The organism is Luteibacter sp. SG786 (assembly GCF_011759605.1).
Classification (GTDB): Bacteria; Pseudomonadota; Gammaproteobacteria; order Xanthomonadales; family Rhodanobacteraceae; genus Luteibacter.
The window spans coordinates 1,108,523-1,126,721 of the sequence record NZ_JAAOYX010000001.1 but is presented as its reverse complement, the minus strand read 5'-3'; the positions used below and the strand labels follow the sequence as shown (position 1 = coordinate 1,126,721).

Genomic DNA, 18,199 nt, shown 5'->3' with positions numbered 1-18,199 from the left:
CTTCGCTCCGGACCGCCGGAATGGAGCTGGTTGGCAGGATGAAACTGAATTCGACGACACGCCCGCGCGCCGCGCGGGTGCCAGGGGTACGTTTGTGCCTCGCGCTCGCGCTGGCGCTGCACGGGCCCATCGCCACCGCGGTCACCGCCCCGGCGGAGCGCGATGCCTTGCTCGCCATGGCACGTCACGAACGCGACGAGGGACACCGTGTCGACGCGCTTGCGCATTGCCAGGCCGTCCTCTCGCGATGGCCGGACGATCACGAGGCGCAGGCCCTGAACGTCACTTTGTTGACGGAATTGGGCGCCAGTACGCGCGCCGGGGAATTGGCGGCGGCGCTCCATCCCTCCCTATCGACGGCCGAGACGTATCGTCTTCGGGCGGATCGCGTGGCGAAGGAAATTCGCTGGGCCGACGGCGAGCCCGCCGACCCGTTCCATCCCTATGTGGAAGCCGACAAGTCCGTGGAAGACGCCCGGCACGTCGCCGACGATCCGTCCTTGCCGGCCGACCTGCGCCGGCGCGCCGGCTTCGACCTGCTCGTGGCCCTGGCGCGAGCCGGCCATGTGGACGAAACCGTTGCCCGCTACGACGCCTTTCGCGCACAAGGAGTGACGTTGCCCCCGTATGCGGAGCGCGCAGCCGCCGATGCGTTGCTGGCGAAGCGCCGCCCCGCCGAAGCGGTAACACTCTACGAAGACAGCATCGCAAAGGACCCCGGCCCGTACGACCGCACGGAGAGCGAGCCGCGGATCGGGCTCATGTACGCCTACCTGGAATCCGGGCAGACACAAAAGGCATTCCGCACCATCGACGACCTTGCCGCGAAAGAGCCGCAGTGGCTGCGCGTGCGCGGCATCGCCGCACCGGCACAGAACCAGCGCAAGGTCGACGCCGACCTGAATGCCGCCGCCGTGCGCGACTACGTGGAGATGCATGCCGATGCCTATGCGCGGCTGGAACCCCTGAATCGCGAAGCGCCCGCGAACGCACAGCTTCGCAGTGAACTGGGCATGGTGGAGTTGGCCCGCGGATGGCCGCGACGTGCCCGCGACGACTTCGACATCGCCCTCACGCTGGACCCGCGCGAGGCCGGCGCCTATATCGGCAAGGCCAACACCGCACGCGTGCTCAACGACTACGCGGCCGTCGATGCCGACCTCGACACGGCGCACGCGCTCGCTTCCCGCAACCAGCGCGTCGATCGCGCGCGGGAATCGTGGCAGCGCGAGCGTGGCTGGCAGTTCGACATCGACAGCGAACATGGCAAGGGATCCAGCCCGGACTTCGGCGACCGCGACGCCACCACCCAGGCCACCATCGCCAGTCCGCTCATCGACAACCATTGGCGTGTCGTCGCGCTCGGACGTTATTCCACCGCCAACCTTCCCGAAGGCGATGTACGCCGGACACGTGCGGGCGTCGGCATCCGCGGCTATGCCTACGGCTTCGAAGGCTATGTGCAGGCCCTGCCCTCCGCCGACCGCTACGTCGGCAAGACGGCGATCGAGGCTGGTTTCAACTGGTCGCTGTCGGACCATTGGTCCTGGGCGGCCGACTACAGCACGGCAGGCGACGACACTCCGCTTCGTGCGCAGTACTACGGCATCTCCGCCAAGACGCTGGATACGGCGGTCACCTGGCGCGCCAGCGAGTTGACCCAGGCACGCATCGGGCTTTCACATGACCGCTTCAGCGACGGGAACCGGCGCAATGGGTGGCTGGCGGCCGTCGTGCAACGCCTGCACACCGCCCCGAACCTCTCCCTGGACGGCGGTGTGGAAATCGGCGGCTCGACGAACTCGCGATCCGACCGACCCTATTTCAATCCCCGCCGCGATCGCAGCTACGCCCTGACCGGGCGTCTACAGAACCTGTTGGGGCAGTTCTACGACCGCAGCGTCACCCAACGCATCGACGTCGCCGTCGGCCAATACGCCGAACGCGGCTACGCCACCGACTGGATGGCCAGCGTTCGCTACGGGCAAGTGATCCAGACGGGGCCCGGCTTCAACGTCGGTTGGGGCCTCGGCTGGCACAACCAACCGTACGACGGACGGCGCGAGCACCGCGTTGTCCTCGACCTGACGCTGCACTGGGGAGAATGAGAACCATGCGCCCGCTGTTGATCCTGCTGGCCCTGTTCGGGTTTGCGCTTCCCGCGTTCGCGCAACCGGTCGCCGCCGTGCGACCGGCCCTGATCGTGCTCGCGTACCACGATGTCCGCGACGACGTCGGCTCCCATGGCGACCGCGATCCGGACGCCATCAGTACCGACCACCTCATTTCCCACTTCGACTGGCTCAAGGCGAACGGTTACCACGTCGTCAGCCTCGAACAGGTGGTGCAGGCGAGCCATGGCGGCGCTCCGTTGCCGAAGGACGCCGTGCTGCTCACGTTCGACGATGGCCTCAAGAGCTTCTATACGCGCGTGTATCCCTTGCTGCGCGCGTACGGCTATCCCGCCGTGCAGGCACTGGTGGGCTCCTGGATGGACATGCCCGACGGCAAGCGCATGCCCTACAACGGCAGCGATTGCGACCGTTCCTGTTTCCTCACCTGGGACCAGGTGGCGGAAATGCACACCTCCGGACTCGTGGAGTTCGCCTCGCATTCGTGGGCCATGCACCAGGGCCACAACGCGAATCCGCAGGGCAATCTTCTGCCGACCGCGGCGTCGCTTAGCTATGACGACGCGAAGCACCGGTACGAAACGGTCGACGAATACCGCGCACGCATCCGTAACGATCTCGAACGCAGTGCCAGCGAGATCGCGCAGCACATCGGCGTACGGCCGCGCGCCCTGGCCTGGCCGTACGGCGAGTACACCCGGATCGGCCGCGACGTGGCCGCGGAAGTGGGAATGACCGTCACCTTCAGCCTGAGCGACGACAATCCCGGCCTGGAGCCGGGGCGGACGGTGCCGCGCCTGCTGGTGAGCGACAACGTGACCGCGAACCGGCTCGGTTGGCTCATCCGCCACCAGGCCAGGATCGATCCGGCACGCGTGGTGCAGGTGGACCTCGACTACGTATACGACCCCGATCCGGCGCAGCAGGACCGCAACCTCTCGAAGCTGCTGGACCGCATCAAGCGCATGAATCCGACCGACGTCTGGCTGCAGGCGTACGCGGACCCTGACGGCGACGGCGTCGCCGATGCGGTGTATTTCCCCAATCGCCACCTGCCCGTGCGCGCCGATCTGTTCTCGCGCGTTTCATGGCAGCTTCGCACCCGCGCCGGTGTGCGGGTCTACGCATGGATGCCCGTGCTTGCTTTCCGCTTCCCCGGTAAATCGCTGCCTACGCTTGCCGGCGAACCCAAACCCGGCGGGGACCACTATCGCCTCGCACCGTACGATCCGCAGGTGCGGGCCCTCATTGGCGACGTGTACGAGGACCTGGCGATGCACGCCGCCGAGGCCGGCGTGCTGTATTCCGACGACGCGTACCTGCGAGACACGGACAACCTCGGTCCGTGGGCACACAACACCCCGGCCCAGAACACCCAGGCGCTCATCGACTTCACGCGGGAACTGACGGCCCGCATGAAGCTGTGGCGTCCGCAGCTCCGCACCGCGCGCAACATCTACACCCGGCCGATCATGGAACCCGCCGCGGAGGCCTGGTTCGCGCAGAGCCTCGCCGCTTTCAATCGCGCCTATGACATGACCGCGGTCATGGCCATGCCGCAGCTCGACGGCCAATCCGATAGCCTCGGCAGGTACCGCAAGCTCGTGGCCGCCGTGAAGGCGACGCCCGGAGCCATGGACAACACGCTGTTCGAATTCGCGACGCAGGACTGGCGCACGCACCGGCCCATCCTTGCGCGCGACATCGCCGCCCGCATGCGCGCCGTGCAGGCCCTGGGCGTGCGCCATATCGGCTATTACCCCGACGATTTCCTCAACGACCGGCCGGCCCTGGAAGTCATTCGCCCCGCCATCTCCTCCTCCGACTATCCCTACGCGGAGCCTGCCCGATGAACGGAGGCATCCTTCATGCCCTGCTGGAGTTCGCGTTCTATTACCCGTTGGTGATGTCGCTTTTCTGGATGAGCGGCGGCGTCATCTACTTCATGCGCTGGGAGCGACGGGAACCGCCGCGCGTGCACCCCACCCCGCTGCCGGAATATCCGCTCGTGAGCCTCGTGGTGCCCTGCCACAACGAGGGCGAGCAGGTTCGCGAGACCATCGCCCATCTGGCCTCGCAGCAATACCCGAACTTCGAGATCATCGCCATCAACGACGGTTCCACCGACGATACCGGCGCGCAGCTCGATCAGCTGATGGCCCAGTACCCCTCGCTGCGGGTCATCCACATGTCGAGCAACCAGGGCAAGGCCATGGGCCTTCGCGCGGCCGCGCTCGCTTCGCGTGCCGATTTCCTCGTGTGCGTGGACGGCGATGCGTTGCTGGACGACTACGCCACACACTGGATGATGATGCACATGCTCGACAGCCCGCGCGTCGCGGCTGTCACGGGCAACCCGCGCATCCGCAACCGCTCCACCCTTCTGGGGAAGGTGCAGGTCGGCGAATTCTCGTCGATCATCGGCCTCATCAAGCGCGCGCAGCGTATCTACGGGCGCATCTTCACCGTGTCGGGCGTGATTGCCTGCTTCCGCAAGAGTGCCCTGCACGACGTCGGCTACTGGAACACCGACATGGTCACCGAGGACATCGACGTGAGCTGGCGCCTGCAGATGCGGCATTGGGAAATTCGTTACGAACCCAATGCGCTGTGCTGGATCCTCATGCCCGAAACCTTCCGCGGCTTGTGGAAGCAGCGCCTGCGCTGGGCCCAGGGTGGCTCCGAAGTGTTGCTCCGCTACACGAGCCGCCTGTTCAGGTGGCGTCAGCGGCGCATGTGGCCGGTAGCGTTCGAGTACATCACCAGCCTGGCCTGGTCGTACACGATGGCGGCGATCATCGTGCTCTGGGTGCTTGGGCAGTTCGTCCCGCTGCCGCCCGCACTGCATGTCCAGACGCTCCTTCCGCAGTGGCACGGCGTAGTACTCGGCATCATCTGCCTGTCGCAGTTCCTCATCAGCCTGCTGATCGACCGCCGCTATGAAACACGCATAGGCCGGAACTACTACTGGATGATCTGGTACCCGCTCGTGTACTGGCTGCTCAACACCGCGACGTCGGTGGTCGCGTTCCCCAAGGCGCTGTTGAAACGTCGCGGCACGCGCGCCATATGGGTCAGCCCGGACCGGGGACTGCGATGAAAGCCGAAGCCATCATCATCCAGCGGCCTGAGCGCCAGTCGCACGCGCAGCGTGCGGTATTTGCCACCCTTACGGTGTTCGCCTGGCTCTTCTGGGCATTTCTCTGGCTACCCCTGCTGACGCTCGCCGCCTGGGCCTTCGGAGTGCGCACCGCATGGGTGCAGCTGCGTGTGTTCGATCTTGTCGAAAACGGCGGCGACATCAATGTCATTCTGATCGTGGCCGTGGCGTGCGCCGCGATCTTCTTCTCCTGGTCCAAATACAATCACGCGCGCTTCGCCGGCAAGCAGAAGCGCCGTGGAAACAAGCCGGTTGGCGTGGCACAGACGGCGGCGGCCATAGGGGCGTCCACGGATGATGCGCTGAAGATCCAAGCCCACCGCCGCGCCGTGGTGAGCGTTTCCGCCGATGGCTTCATGACCGTGAACGAAGCCGTCTGAGCGAAGCGCTCAGACGGCTTTCAGGACGAACACGCCGAAGGCCGGGGCCGGCGAGATCCAGGAGCGTTCCACCTCCCATCCACCGTTCGCCGCGAGGCGAGCGAACGACTCCGGCGTGAACTTGTGCGAGTTCTCGGTGTGGATCGACTCGCCGGCGGCGAACGCGAATGTCTGTCCGGCCACCGTGACGCGTTGCGCCCCGCGGCTCACGAGGTGCATTTCGATGCGCTCGCATGCCGGATTCCAGACGGCACGATGCTCGAACGCCTGCGGGTCGAAATCGCCGCCCAGTTCACGGTTGATGCGCACGAGCACATTGCGGTTGAACGCCGCCGTTACCCCGGCTGCATCGTCATAGGCGGCCAGCAGCACGTCGAGTTCCTTCACCTGGTCCGCTCCGACGATGAAGCGTGCGTCGTCGCCCAGCCGTTCGCGCACCGCTCGCAAGAGCGCCGCCGCTTCGTCCGGCGTGAAGTTGCCGATGGTGGAACCCGGGAAGAAGGCGACCACGGGCCTGCCGGCGAGCGACGGCGGCAGCTCGATGGCCTGGGTGAAATCGCCCACCACCGGCTGCACCGCCAAGGAGGGATAGGCCTCACGCAATCGTGCCGTCGCGCCTTCGAGCGCGTCGGCACTGATATCCACCGGCACATAAGCGGATATCCATGGCGCCGCGTCCAGGAGCATGCGCGTCTTGTCGCTGGCGCCGCTGCCCAACTCCAGCAGCACGGCGCCCTGCGGTATCGCCTCGGCGAGCGCCGGCGCGATCTCGCGCAGCAGCGCCGTCTCCGTGCGTGTCGGATAGTATTCGGGCGTAACGCAAATGGCTTCGAAGAGTTCCGAGCCGGCGCCGTCGTAGAAATACTTCGGCGAGAACGCCTTGGGCGACGACGAGAGTCCCGCGAGGGTATCGCGCAGGAAGGTCAGCCGCTCGCGGTCGGGCGAGGTTCCCGGATCGCGCGCGAGGCGTACCCCGGCGAACATCCAGCGTTGCCCGTGACGATAGAAGTTGCGGTACGACACGCGCGAATGGCCCGGCGGCGTCACGCTGGCGCCACCGCGCAAGACCATCTGGCCGCTCATGAACTTGCCGTTGTATTCGCCCACGGCATCGTCTGCCGCGCGGAAGCCGGGATACGGCGCATAGGCGCTCGATGTCCATTGCCAGGCCACGTCGTCGACCTGCTCGAGATCGTCGCGCGTGCGCATGGCGTGTTCCCATTCGGCCTCGGTGGGCAAACGCGCCCCGGCCCAGCGCGCGAATGCCTCGGCCTCGTAGTAGCTGATGTGCGTCACCGGCGCATCCGGATCGACGGGCTGCCAACCACCCGGCGTCATATGCGACCAGGCCTCGCCGTCGTGCTGCCAATAGAGCGGCGCTTCCCAGCCTTCGGCCTGGCGTTGGGCCCAGCCATCGGACAACCAGAGGTCGGCCCGACGGTATCCGCCCAGCGCCATGAAGGCCAGCCACTGGCCGTTGGTCACCAGTCGGTCGGCGATCTCGAACGGTTCCAGCCAGACCGTGTGCACAGGCCCTTCGTTGTCGAAGGCGAAGGCCTCGTCGCGCGCGCCGATGCGGACAGGCCCGCCGCCCACCGAACGGAAGCGGCCCGTGGGGCCAGGCTCCGGGGCCTTCCAGGAAGGATCGAAAGGCGGCTTGAGCGGCGACTGCGCGAACAGGTGCTGCACGTCCATCACGAGCAGTTCCTGGTGCTGTTCTTCGTGCGCGAAGCCCAGGCGCACCAGCGCCTGCAGTTCCACGGAGAGGTCGTCGGCGAGGAAGCTGCGCATGTGCCTGTCCACGTGGTGGCGGTAGGCAAGCACGCGCGGCATGGCCGGACGGGTGAGCAACCCGCGCAGCGGCCTCGGGTGGCGAGGGCCGATGGCTTCGTAGTACGAGTTGAACAGATAGGCGAAGTCGGCGTCGAAAACCTGGTAACCGGGCACGTTCGGCCCGAGCAGGAAGGTTTCGAAGAACCACGTGGTGTGGGCAAGGTGCCACTTGGCCGGGCTGGCGTCGGGCATCGACTGCACGACCATGTCTTCCGGTCCGAGCGACGCCACGAGTGCCTCGGTGCGGGCACGGACCGCGTCGTAACGCTCCGCGAGCGAGAGCAGGTTGTCGCGGCCGTGAACGGAGGCGCCGGGCGCCATGGATGTATCGACAAGGGCTTGCATTGGGGGCTCCCTGGTGGAACGGTCAGTCCCGGATGCGCTCAGGCGCATGCGGCTGGATCGGACATCCTGCGACCCGGGCAGGATGAATCCAAGCCGACAAACGGGAACAGGTGACGTTACCGATCCGCAAAGATACTTTCTTGCACTGCCCCATCGCTTTTGACACGCCGCACCATGATTTCCTGGGAACCGCTTAACACCTTTGGGGGCGGAACGGCCCCTAACATCTTTCCATGGCTCTAAATTTCCCGCCCGCACGGCCGATATGACTATTGTGTTGCAGGTGGCGGGAGGCTCGCCATGAAATACCCAGTCGTCGCGGCGACCATCATCGTGGCCCACGTGGCGGCGCTTGTCCTCGTGCCCGACCTGGGCATGGCCATCTCGTACACGTTCTTCTTCGCCGTGTCCGGCCTCGCCATGGCCAGCGTGGTGGTCGCATGGCGGCGATCGGGTACCCCGAGGGACCGCCGGTGGTGGCTGCTGCTGGCCAGCCTTGCCCTGTGGACGGTGGGCATGTCGCTCTCGGCGCGGCAGAACTACGTGCTGGAAAACTCCAATCCCGCGCCCGGCGACAGCATGTTCTTCTACATCCTGTATGTGCTGCCGGTGCTCGTGTCCGTCTCGTCGGCGCCCGTGGCGGCGCGAAAGAAATGGGCGATGGCCATCGACCTGGTGCTGGCGTCGCTGCTCGGCGTGCTCTTCTACATCCGCACGTTCTCCATCGTGTCCCTCGAGGGCGCCGTCGGCACGCAGGCCGCGGTAGACGTGGCCTACATGCTCGATTTCGAGAACAGCTGCCTCGCCGTGGCCGCACTGCTCCGTTACGTCGCCACCGATCGGGCGGACGACCACTTCTACTTTCGCGGCGTCAGCGCCTTCTTCGTCACTTACGCGTTTTGCGGCTATTTCTACAATCATTACATCGCACTGGGCGGGCACCCCGAGTTCGGCACCTCGCCGTGGGATGTCCTGCTCGACGTGCCATTCCTCGCCCTCTTCCTGGCCGCCGCCACGCGCATGCCGCAGCGCTACTGGCACGCCCCGGTGTACCTGGTGCGCTTCGTGCAGAGCGCCAGTCCCACGTTCCTCGCCATGAGCGTGCTCGGCTTCGGCTTGATGGTGATTCCCGGTTATCCGGTCCTCGGCATCGGCGGCGCCATCGCGGCCGTGATCGGCATCGGCCTGCGCGGCACGCTGGCCCAGGTGGATCTGGTCGAAGAGGAATTTCGCCTCGCTCGCAGCCGCGACGAGTTGCAGGGGTTGGTCTTCGTCGACAGCCTCACCGGCCTGGCCAATCGCCGCGCGCTCGACGAACGCCTGCTGCGCGAATGGCACCGTCCGGGCCAACAGGATCCCATCGCCCTGCTCATGATCGACGTCGACCAGTTCAAGGAATTCAACGACCGCTTCGGGCACCTCGCGGGCGACGAATGCCTGCGCACCCTCGCTTCCGCCCTGTTGCGCCGGGGTCTGCGCGCGGGCGACTTCATCGCCCGCTTCGGCGGCGAGGAATTCGCGGTGGTGGCGCCCGGCACGAACCTGCCGGATGCCGTCGCGCTCGCCGAAGGCCTGCGCAAGGAAATCCAGTCGCTGTCGATCGTGCACCCGGCCAGCCCTTTCGGCGTCGTGACCATCAGCATCGGCGTGGCTGCCGCCAACGCGAGTTCGGAAAGTGGCCCGCTCGATCTTCTCAACGCGGCCGACCGCGCGCTCTACCGTGCGAAGCAGGCCGGGCGCAACCGCGTCGGCAGCCAGGACGGCGGGCGCATGAACACGGTGCGCCTGGATGGCTCGCGTCACGTCGGTTGATCACTGGCGACACCTTGCAGACGGCGACGCCGCGGATGCCTTAACCTCGTTGCCCCGAGAACTGCACGATCTGGAACCTTGAGCACGCCATTGGACACGCTGGCCGCGCCGTGGCGGCACGAGGAAGAGATCAGGAAAAGCCGGTTCCTCGCCCAGGCCGCCCCTGTGGATACGCCCGCTGCGGCCTTGGCGTGGCTGGACGCGAACGGCGATCCGGCAGCCACGCACAACTGCTGGGCCTACCGCATCGGCGACGCCTATCGCTTCAACGACGACGGCGAACCCGGCGGCACCGCGGGGCGGCCCATTCTCGCCGCCATCGACGGGCAAGGCTGCGACCGCGTGGCCGTGCTGGTCACGCGCTGGTACGGCGGGATCAAGCTCGGCGCGGGCGGCCTCGCCCGGGCCTACGGAGGCAGTGCCGCCGAATGCCTGCGCCTCGCGCCGAGGACACCCATCGTGCCCGTCGGGCGCCTGGTGCTGCGCTGCGAGTTCGGCGAGCTGGCCCTGCTCGACGCGCGCCTTCGCGAGATGGGGGCGACGGTGGAACGGGAGACGTTCGAGGCGGACGGCGCAACGCTGACCGTGGCGGCACCGCTGGATGCGCTGGATTCGATCGTCTCGCGGGTGGTGGACCTCACCCGCGGCCGGGTGCGCCCCCGCCGCCTGGATTAGAGCCGCTTCGCAGGAATTCGCGGTTGAATACCGTACCGCGCGGCCCCATCCGTTCCCGAATTGCCTGGAAACCACCGAAGTGAGCATGAGCGAGCAACGCAGGGAGAAGTCGCGCAAGATCGGCGCGCTGCGCAACCTCTGGCCGTTCCTGAAGCCGCACAAGCGGCTCGCCATCGGCTGGCTCGTGTTCCTCGGCATCTCGTCCAGTGCGTCGCTGGTGCTGCCTGTCGCCGTGAGGCACATCATCGACCACGGCTTCCTCGCATCGAGCCTGGCGGCCATCAACGGCACCTTCCTCGCCTTGTTCGGCGTGGCCCTGGTGCTCGCGTTCGCCACGGCCGCCCGTTATTACTGCATTGCCCTGCTCGGCGAGCGCTCGCTCGCCTCCCTGCGCACCGCGCTCTACGAGCACGTCATCCAGTTGGACGTCGGTTTCTACGAAAGCACGCGCGTGGGGGAACTCACCTCACGGCTGGGCACCGACACCGAAGTGGTACAGACCCTGGTCGGCTCGGGCATCTCCGTGGCCCTGCGCAGTGTGGTGATGCTCATCGGCGCCGCCGCGGCCATGGCCTGGACCAGCCCGCGCCTCGCCGGCCTCACCGCGCTGGTGATTCCCGCCGTGATGTTGCCGATCCTCGTGTTCGGACGGCGCGTGCAGAAGCTGTCCCGAAACAGCCAGGACCGCATCGCCGACGCCGCCGCGGTGGCGAACGAAACGCTGAACGCCGCGCAGGCGGTAAAGGCGTATGCGCGCGAGCCGATCGAAAGCCGCCGTTACGCGCATGCCATCGCACTGGCGCTGGCCACGGCGCGCCGGCGCATCGGCATGCGCTCGCTGCTCACCGCCGCCGTCATCGTGCTGATCTTCGGCGCGATCACCCTGGTGCTGTGGGCCGGTGCGCGCGACGTCATCGCCGGCGACCTCGCCCCCGGCGTGCTCAGCCAGTTCGTGCTCTATGCCATTTTCGCCGCGGGTTCCGTGGCGGGGCTTTCCGAAGTGTGGGGCGACGTGCTGCGGGCCGCGGGCGCCATGGAGCGCATCGGGGAACTGTTCGCCGAACGGGCCACGATCCGCACGCCCGATGCGCCGGAACCGCTCCCGCGACCGGTAACCGGTGCGCTGCGCTTTGAACATGTGGAATTCCGTTACCCGTCGCGACCCGACGTTCCCGCCCTCTCCGACTTCCACCTGGAGATCGCGCCGGGCGAAACGGTGGCCCTGGTCGGCCCCTCCGGCGCGGGCAAGAGCACGGTGTTCAGCCTGCTGCTGCGTTTCCACGACCCCGTTGCTGGGGCCATCCGCCTCGACGGCGTCGACCTGCGTGCGCTCGCCCTTCCGGAACTGCGCGGAGCCATCGCACTGGTGCCGCAGGAGACGGTGATCTTCGGCGGCACGGCGGCGGACAACATCCGTTTCGGCCGCGCCGACGCCAGCGACGACGAAGTGCGCGAGGCCGCGCGCCTGGCCGAAGCGGACAGCTTCATTTCCGCCCTGCCCGACGGCTACGAGGCGGCGCTGGGCGAACGCGGCGTGCGCCTGTCCGGCGGACAGAAGCAGCGCGTGGCCATCGCCAGGGCCATCCTGCGCGACGCACCGCTGCTGCTGCTCGACGAGGCCACCTCGGCGCTGGACGCGCAATCGGAAGCCGCCATCCAGCACGCGCTCGAGCGCCTGGAGAAAGGACGCACCACCCTTGTGATCGCCCATCGCCTGGCCACGGTGCAGCGGGCCGATCGCATCGTGGTGATGGACGGCGGCCGCATCGTGGCCCAGGGCACCCACGACAGCCTTCTTGCCGAGGGTGGCCTGTACGCGGAACTGGCGCGGTTGCAGTTCGTCACCTGATCCCGCGTCACCTTTTCGCGGCGTTGACTTAGCGCCACCTAACGTCGCGGCATGGATAGCGACCTGCTGCTGCCGCGCCCCGAAGGTTTGTATTGTCCCGCGGGCGACTTCTTCATCGATCCGATGCAGCCCGTGGCGCGCGCCGTCGTCACGCACGCGCACGGCGACCACGCGCGGTCGGGCAGCGGCCTCTATCACGTCGCTGCGGCCGGTACCCTGCTGATGCGCGAACGCCTGGGCGCGGATTCCGTCATCCATGCGCACGACTGGAGCGAACGCTTCACCCTCGGCGACACGAGCCTGTCGTTCCATCCTTCGGGCCATATCCTCGGCGCGGCACAGGTCCGCATCGAGGGCCGAGGCAAGGTCGTGGTCGTGTCCGGCGACTACAAGCGCGACCCCGACCCGACCTGCGCGCCGTTCGAACCCGTGCCCTGCGATGTGTTCGTCACCGAATCCACCTTCGGCCTGCCCATCTATCGCTGGCCTTCGATGCGCACAGTGGTGGCAGACATCCTTGACTGGGTCGACGAATGCCGCGATCGCGGCGTGCCGGCGGTGCTGTTCTGCTATGCGCTGGGCAAGGCCCAGCGTCTGCTGGCGGAACTGGCTACGCGCACCGATCGCACGGTGCACCTGCATGGCGCCATGCTGCGGCTGGTGGAGGTCTACCGGAACGCGGGCGTGCACATGCTGCCGACGGTGGCGGTCAGCGAGTCCGCACGCGGCAAGGATTTCGCCGGTGAACTGATCATGGCGCCGCCCTCCGCCGCCGGTTCGCCTTGGATGCGCCGCTTCGGAAAGGCCTCGACCGGCTTCGCATCGGGATGGATGCAGGTGCGCGGTGCGCGCCGGCGCCGCGGCTACGACCGGGGCTTTGTCGTTTCCGATCACGCCGACTGGCCGGGTCTGCTGCGCAGCGTGGACGATTGCCGCGCGAAGCGTATCTACGTGACCCACGGCGACGGTGAAGCGCTGGTCAGGCACCTGCGCGACACCGGCCACGAGGCGTTCCCCTTGCGATCCCTCGGCGGCGCCATGCCGGAGTCCCGCAGCAGCGAGGAAGGCGACTGATGCGCCGCTTCGCCGCGCTCTTCGAAGCCCTGGACCGCACGTCGTCCACGTCCGCCAAGCGCGACGCGATGGCGGCGTATTTCGCGGACGCACCGGCGGTCGATGCAGCGTGGGCGGTCTACGTGCTGGGGGGCGGCAAGCTCAAGCGCACCGCCACGTCCACGGAGCTTCGCCTGGCCCTCGCGGCAGAAACGGGTTACGCGGACTGGCTGATCGACGACAGCTACCAGCACGTCGGCGACCTGGCGGAGACGATCGCGCTCATGCTTCCGGGCACGGAAGACGGCGGCGACGACGTGCCCCTGCACGTCTGGATGGAAGCGAGGCTGCCTTCCCTCGCCCGGCTGGAGCCGTCGGAACGCATCGAGCTGCTGCGCGAATGGTGGAGGCCCTTGCCGCGGGAGCAGGTGTTCCTGGTGAACAAGCTCCTCACCGGGTCCCTGCGTGTCGGCGTCTCGCAACGACTTGTCGTGCAGGCTCTGGCCCAGTGGGCCGACCTTCCCACGGATCTCATCGCGCACCGCCTCAGCGGCACATGGAAGCCCACTGCCGACGCCTTCCTCGCGCTCGCGGGACCGGAACGCGCGGACGAGCACGCCGGCGAACGGCCCTACCCGTTCTTCCTTGCCTCGCCGCTGGAGCAGGATATCGATGTGCTGGGAAGCGTCGGCGATTGGCTGGCCGAATGGAAATGGGACGGCATACGCGCGCAATTGATGCGCCGTGCCGACGGCGCGCTGCTCTGGTCGCGCGGCGAAGAACGGCTGGACGGCCGCTTTCCGGAGATCGAGCTGGCCGCACTGAACCTGCCGGACGGCTGCGTGCTGGACGGCGAGATCCTCGCGTGGACGCTCGACGAGGCGCATCCGCTGCCCTTCGCCGCGTTGCAGAAGCGCATCGGCAAACTCAAGCCCGGGCCGAAGCTGCTTGCCGACACGCCGGTGCGGCTCATGACGTACGACCTGCTCGAACTGGACGGACAAGACCTGCGCGAACGTCCACTTCGCGAGCGGCGCGCCATGCTGGCCGCGCTGGTGGAAGGGCATGGCCCCACGCTTGCGCTGTCGCCCGCTGTGGACGCGTCGACGTGGGAAGCATTGACCGCCGTGCGCCGCGAGTCGCGCGAGCGGCGTACCGAAGGGCTGATGCTGAAGCGCCTGGAATCGCCCTACCGCGTCGGTCGCAAGCGCGGCGACTGGTGGAAGTGGAAGGTGGATCCATACACGGTCGACGCCGTGCTGCTGTATGCGCAGCCGGGCCATGGGCGCCGTTCCGGACTCTTCACCGACTACACGTTCGGCGTTTGGGAAGGCGACACGCTCGTGCCGGTCGCCAAGGCGTATTCCGGCCTCGACGACGCCGAGATCGGCCGTCTCGACCGCTGGATCCGCGCGCACACCATCGACCGCTTCGGGCCCGTACGCTCGGTCGAACCCACGCACGTCTTCGAACTCGCCTTCGAGGCCATCCAGGCCTCGGGCCGCCACAAGGCCGGCGTGGCGGTGCGCTTCCCGCGCATTCTGCGCTGGCGCACGGACCTGGGCATTCGCGATGCCGACAAGCTCGACGACCTCCGCCGCCTGGCGTCGGGCTGAGGCGCGCCTCCTCGCGTGGTTCGCCGCGCAGGAACGCCGTGCCGCACCGTTCCAGCGGGCGGCGTGGCGCGCGTGGCACGAAGGCCATAACGGGCTGATCCACGCGCCGACCGGCACGGGAAAGACGCTGGCCGCCGCGGGCGGGCCGCTGATCGACGCCGTGCTGCGGCCACGGACGGGCCTGCAACTCCTATGGATCACGCCGTTGCGTTCGCTGGCTACGGACACCGCGCAACACCTCGCGTCGGCGGTGGAAGCCATGGAACTTCCCTGGCGTGTATTGCGCCGCACGGGCGACAGCGGCAGTGCCGAACGGGCCCGCCTCCGCCGCGGCGCATGCGAACTGCTGGTCACCACGCCGGAGAGCCTGGCCCTGCTCCTCAGCTATCCGGATGCGAAAGAGCGCTTCGCAAACCTGCGCGGCATTGTCGTGGACGAGTGGCATGAGCTTGTAGGCAACAAGCGAGGCACGCTGCTGCAGCTTGGACTGACACGCCTTCGCCACTGGCTGCCTGGCCTGCGCACCTGGGGGTTGTCAGCCACGCTCGGCAACCTCGACGAAGCCTTGCGCGCGCTCGCCCATGACGGCGTGCTGATCGGCGCCCGCTCGAAAAAGAAAACGATCGTCGAAAGCGCGCTGCCTGAAAGCGGCGAACGTTTCCCCTGGGCCGGCCACCTCGGCCTTTCGCAGCTGCCGCGCGTGCTGGATGCCGTGCTGAAGGCGCGTAGTAGCCTGGTGTTCGCCAACACCCGCTCGCAGGCGGAGCTGTGGCACGAAGCCTTGTCGTCGGTGTGGCCGGAGTCGCCGGATACGCTGGCACTGCACCACGGTTCCATCGATCCGAAGCTGCGCTTCGCCGCCGAAGAGGGTTTGCGCGTGGGCGCCCTGCGCTGCGTGGTGGCCACTTCCAGCCTCGATCTCGGCGTCGACTTCGCCAGCGTGGAGCGCGTGATCCAGGTCGGCAGCCCCAAGAGCATCGCGCGCCTGCTCCAACGCGCCGGCCGCAGTGGGCACCGGCCAGGTGCTCCTTCCCGCATCCTCTGCGTACCGACGCACCTGCTCGAACTCGCGGAGATCGCCGCGGCACGCCACGCGCTGGAGACAGGACACCTCGAACCACGCCGGCCCATGCGCGGATGCCTCGACGTGCTCGCGCAGCACCTTCTCACCATGGCGCTCGGCGGTGGCTTCACCGCCGACGACGCCTATGCCGAAATCACGTCGTCGCTTGCCTATGCCAACCTCCCGCGCGAACGCTTCGACGCCGTGCTTGCCTACCTGCGCACCGGCGGCTCGGCGCTGGCGAGTTATCCGGAATACCAGAAGCTGGTGGAAACCCACGGACGCTTCCACGTGGAAAGCGGGCGTATCGCGCGCATGCACCGCCTGTCGATCGGTACGATCACGTCCGACGGCAGCCTGCACGTGCGTTACATGAAGGGCGCACGGCTGGGCACCGTCGAGGAGAGCTTCCTCTCGCGACTCCGCCCCGGCGATCGCTTCCTCTTCGCCGGCCGAAATCTCGAACTGGTACGCGTACGCGACATGACCGCCTACGTGCGTGCCGCCCCCAACCGGCGAGGCGGGGTGCCTCGTTGGATGGGCGGACGGCTGCCTCTTTCCGGCGAACTGTCGGACGAACTGCGCGAGGCGCTGGCGGGCGGCATCCCGGCGTCCGCGGAGATGCGCGCGCTCGGAGCACTGCTCGACGTACAGAGCCGGCAGTCGTCCATTCCGCGCGTCGACGAGACGCTCTGCGAGCGCACCCGTACCCGCGAAGGCGATTACCTCTTCGTGTTCCCCTTCGCAGGGCGTCTGGCGCACGAAGGACTGGCCGCCGTGCTCGCCTATCGCATGGCGCGAATCCAGCCCGGCGACTACGGTTACGCAGTGAACGACTATGGCCTGACGCTGACGGCCGCGCGCATGCCGCCACTGGACGAGGAAACGATGCGCGGCCTGCTTCATCCCTGGGGCCTTCGCGCCGATATCCGTGCGAGCATCAACCTGTCGGAACTGGCGCGGCGGCAGTTCCGCGAGATCGCCCGCGTGGCCGGGCTCGTCTTCAACGGATACCCCTCGCACGGCAAGACGCTTCGGCAATTGCAGGCATCCAGCGGATTGCTGTTCGACGTGCTTCGCCGCCACGATCCCGCGCACCCGCTGCTGTGGCAGGCCGAGCGCGAAGTACTCGACCAGCAACTGGACTATTCGCGGCTGCGCGCGTGCCTTCTGCGCGTGTCGCGGTCGCGGCTGCTGTGGCGCGAGACGAAACGGCTAAGTCCTCTCGCCTTCCCGCTCTGGGTGGAGCGGCTGCGGGGTGGCATCGCGGGCGACGACTGGAAGACCCGCGTCGAGCGCATGCTCGCCACACTGGAAGCGGGAGCCGACGCATGATGACGCACGACATCGAGGTCGCGGGCGAACGGCTCACCTTGCATGCGCAACGCGCCATTCACTGGGCGGCGCGACGAACGCTCCTCGTATCCGACGTGCACTTCGGCAAGGGCGCGGTGTTCCGGCGCGCAGGCATCGCCGTGCCCAGCGGCGACACCGAAGACGATCTGGCCCGTCTCGACGCGCTCATCGCCGAGTTCGCACCGGAACGGCTGGTCGTCCTCGGCGACCTGGTGCACGGCGCGGCCACGGAACGCAGCGGTTGGGTGGAAAAGGTTCGCGCATGGCGCGAATCGCACACGGATGTGGCGATGGACCTTATCGCGGGCAACCACGACAGGCACTTCGACGCCGCCGCGCTGGGTGTCGACGTGCGCCCCGATCGCGTGCTCGCGCCTCCGTTCGTGTTCGCGCACCATCCGTCGCCACACGCGGACGGTTACACCCTCGCAGGACATGTGCATCCGGGCGTGACGGTGCGCGATGGCTGGCGACGGCATCGCCTGCCGGCGTTCGTCTTCGATCGCGAGGTGGCGATGTTGCCGGCATTCGGCACGCTGACCGGATTGCACGAGTTCATGCTCGAACCCGGCCGACGCATCGTGGCGGCCACACCCGCGGGGCTGGTGCCGCTGAGACAGCGTGGCCGGGTTTAGCGGCTTCAGGGCCTCTTGTTCTTCGTGTTTGGTACTTGTGGGGTTCGCTTCTTAGGGTGGGCTCGCCTGTTCGGCCTCGCGCTTGGCGCTCGTACGTGGTCGGGAAGCCGGCAGCCGCCGCCCTCGCCGCGAAGACTTACGTCGTTCCTTGCGAAAGGAGAGCCGCTGCGCGGCTGGTGTCTGATGGCTTCGCCGCGGCGGACCCAGGCGTCCGGGCGGGGGTCTTCGACTCGGCATCCCTGCCTCGGCGGAAACGGCGGGCCGTCCTGGCCCGCCCCCTGCGGGCCTTT

Annotated in this window: 12 protein-coding genes; 11 read left to right on the top strand and 1 reads right to left on the bottom strand. The window is 67.7% G+C overall.

Features of this window, described 5'->3' with window-relative positions:
- Positions 1-38: 38 nt before the first annotated feature.
- The 4 genes from pgaA to pgaD are packed head-to-tail and all read left to right on the top strand — an operon-like array spanning position 39 to position 5,672.
- Complete coding sequence (gene pgaA, locus FHS47_RS05090) at positions 39-2,108, top strand: poly-beta-1,6 N-acetyl-D-glucosamine export porin PgaA (RefSeq protein WP_167023820.1); 2,070 nt, start codon at positions 39-41, stop codon at positions 2,106-2,108.
- A 5-nt stretch (positions 2,109-2,113) separates the two neighbouring features.
- Positions 2,114-3,985: a poly-beta-1,6-N-acetyl-D-glucosamine N-deacetylase PgaB gene (gene pgaB, locus FHS47_RS05085; RefSeq protein ID WP_167023817.1), complete on the top strand. Its 1,872-nt coding sequence runs from the start codon at positions 2,114-2,116 to the stop codon at positions 3,983-3,985.
- Positions 3,982-5,232 carry a poly-beta-1,6-N-acetyl-D-glucosamine synthase gene (gene pgaC / locus FHS47_RS05080; RefSeq protein WP_167023814.1) on the top strand — a complete coding sequence of 417 codons (1,251 nt, stop codon included), beginning with the start codon at positions 3,982-3,984 and terminating at the stop codon, positions 5,230-5,232. Before pgaB ends, pgaC begins: the two co-directional genes overlap by 4 nt.
- A complete protein-coding gene (gene pgaD, locus FHS47_RS05075) occupies positions 5,229-5,672 on the top strand; it encodes a poly-beta-1,6-N-acetyl-D-glucosamine biosynthesis protein PgaD (protein ID WP_167023811.1) in 444 nt (147 codons plus the stop codon). The genes pgaC and pgaD overlap by 4 nt, the downstream gene beginning before the upstream one ends.
- A 9-nt stretch (positions 5,673-5,681) precedes the next feature.
- On the opposite strand, the gene egtB is transcribed toward pgaD, so the two are convergent.
- A complete protein-coding gene (egtB, locus tag FHS47_RS19990; protein ID WP_208381801.1) occupies positions 5,682-7,850 on the bottom strand; it encodes an ergothioneine biosynthesis protein EgtB in 2,169 nt (722 codons plus the stop codon).
- A 300-nt stretch (positions 7,851-8,150) separates the two neighbouring features.
- Between egtB and FHS47_RS05065 the strand changes: the two genes are divergently transcribed.
- The 7 genes from FHS47_RS05065 (at position 8,151) to pdeM (ending at position 17,909) form a co-directional block, all read left to right on the top strand.
- Positions 8,151-9,662, top strand: coding sequence for a GGDEF domain-containing protein (locus tag FHS47_RS05065; protein WP_167023808.1), 1,512 nt, complete (start codon positions 8,151-8,153; stop codon positions 9,660-9,662).
- A 78-nt stretch (positions 9,663-9,740) separates the two neighbouring features.
- Positions 9,741-10,337 carry a YigZ family protein gene (locus tag FHS47_RS05060; protein ID WP_167023805.1) on the top strand — a complete coding sequence of 199 codons (597 nt, stop codon included), beginning with the start codon at positions 9,741-9,743 and terminating at the stop codon, positions 10,335-10,337.
- Positions 10,338-10,422: 85 nt separating this feature from the next.
- Positions 10,423-12,186, top strand: coding sequence for an ABC transporter transmembrane domain-containing protein (locus FHS47_RS05055; protein ID WP_167023802.1), 1,764 nt, complete (start codon positions 10,423-10,425; stop codon positions 12,184-12,186).
- Positions 12,187-12,237: 51 nt separating this feature from the next.
- Positions 12,238-13,260: a ligase-associated DNA damage response exonuclease gene (locus FHS47_RS05050; RefSeq protein WP_167023799.1), complete on the top strand. Its 1,023-nt coding sequence runs from the start codon at positions 12,238-12,240 to the stop codon at positions 13,258-13,260.
- Positions 13,260-14,855, top strand: coding sequence for an ATP-dependent DNA ligase (locus FHS47_RS05045; protein ID WP_167023796.1), 1,596 nt, complete (start codon positions 13,260-13,262; stop codon positions 14,853-14,855). Before FHS47_RS05050 ends, FHS47_RS05045 begins: the two co-directional genes overlap by 1 nt.
- Complete coding sequence (locus FHS47_RS05040; protein ID WP_167023793.1) at positions 14,812-17,253, top strand: ligase-associated DNA damage response DEXH box helicase; 2,442 nt, start codon at positions 14,812-14,814, stop codon at positions 17,251-17,253. Before FHS47_RS05045 ends, FHS47_RS05040 begins: the two co-directional genes overlap by 44 nt.
- Positions 17,250-17,909 carry a ligase-associated DNA damage response endonuclease PdeM gene (gene pdeM / locus FHS47_RS05035; protein ID WP_167023790.1) on the top strand — a complete coding sequence of 220 codons (660 nt, stop codon included), beginning with the start codon at positions 17,250-17,252 and terminating at the stop codon, positions 17,907-17,909. Before FHS47_RS05040 ends, pdeM begins: the two co-directional genes overlap by 4 nt.
- Positions 17,910-18,199 lie beyond the last annotated feature (290 nt).

Coding starts and splice junctions, on each gene's coding strand:
- pgaA (WP_167023820.1), top strand. CDS start 39: ATGAAACTGAATTCGACGACACGCCCGCGCGCCGCGCGGGTGCCAGGG.
- pgaB (WP_167023817.1), top strand. CDS start 2,114: ATGCGCCCGCTGTTGATCCTGCTGGCCCTGTTCGGGTTTGCGCTTCCC.
- pgaC (WP_167023814.1), top strand. CDS start 3,982: ATGAACGGAGGCATCCTTCATGCCCTGCTGGAGTTCGCGTTCTATTAC.
- pgaD (WP_167023811.1), top strand. CDS start 5,229: ATGAAAGCCGAAGCCATCATCATCCAGCGGCCTGAGCGCCAGTCGCAC.
- egtB (WP_208381801.1), bottom strand. CDS start 7,850: ATGCAAGCCCTTGTCGATACATCCATGGCGCCCGGCGCCTCCGTTCAC.
- FHS47_RS05065 (WP_167023808.1), top strand. CDS start 8,151: ATGAAATACCCAGTCGTCGCGGCGACCATCATCGTGGCCCACGTGGCG.
- FHS47_RS05055 (WP_167023802.1), top strand. CDS start 10,423: ATGAGCGAGCAACGCAGGGAGAAGTCGCGCAAGATCGGCGCGCTGCGC.
- FHS47_RS05050 (WP_167023799.1), top strand. CDS start 12,238: ATGGATAGCGACCTGCTGCTGCCGCGCCCCGAAGGTTTGTATTGTCCC.
- FHS47_RS05045 (WP_167023796.1), top strand. CDS start 13,260: ATGCGCCGCTTCGCCGCGCTCTTCGAAGCCCTGGACCGCACGTCGTCC.
- FHS47_RS05040 (WP_167023793.1), top strand. CDS start 14,812: ATGCCGACAAGCTCGACGACCTCCGCCGCCTGGCGTCGGGCTGAGGCG.
- pdeM (WP_167023790.1), top strand. CDS start 17,250: ATGATGACGCACGACATCGAGGTCGCGGGCGAACGGCTCACCTTGCAT.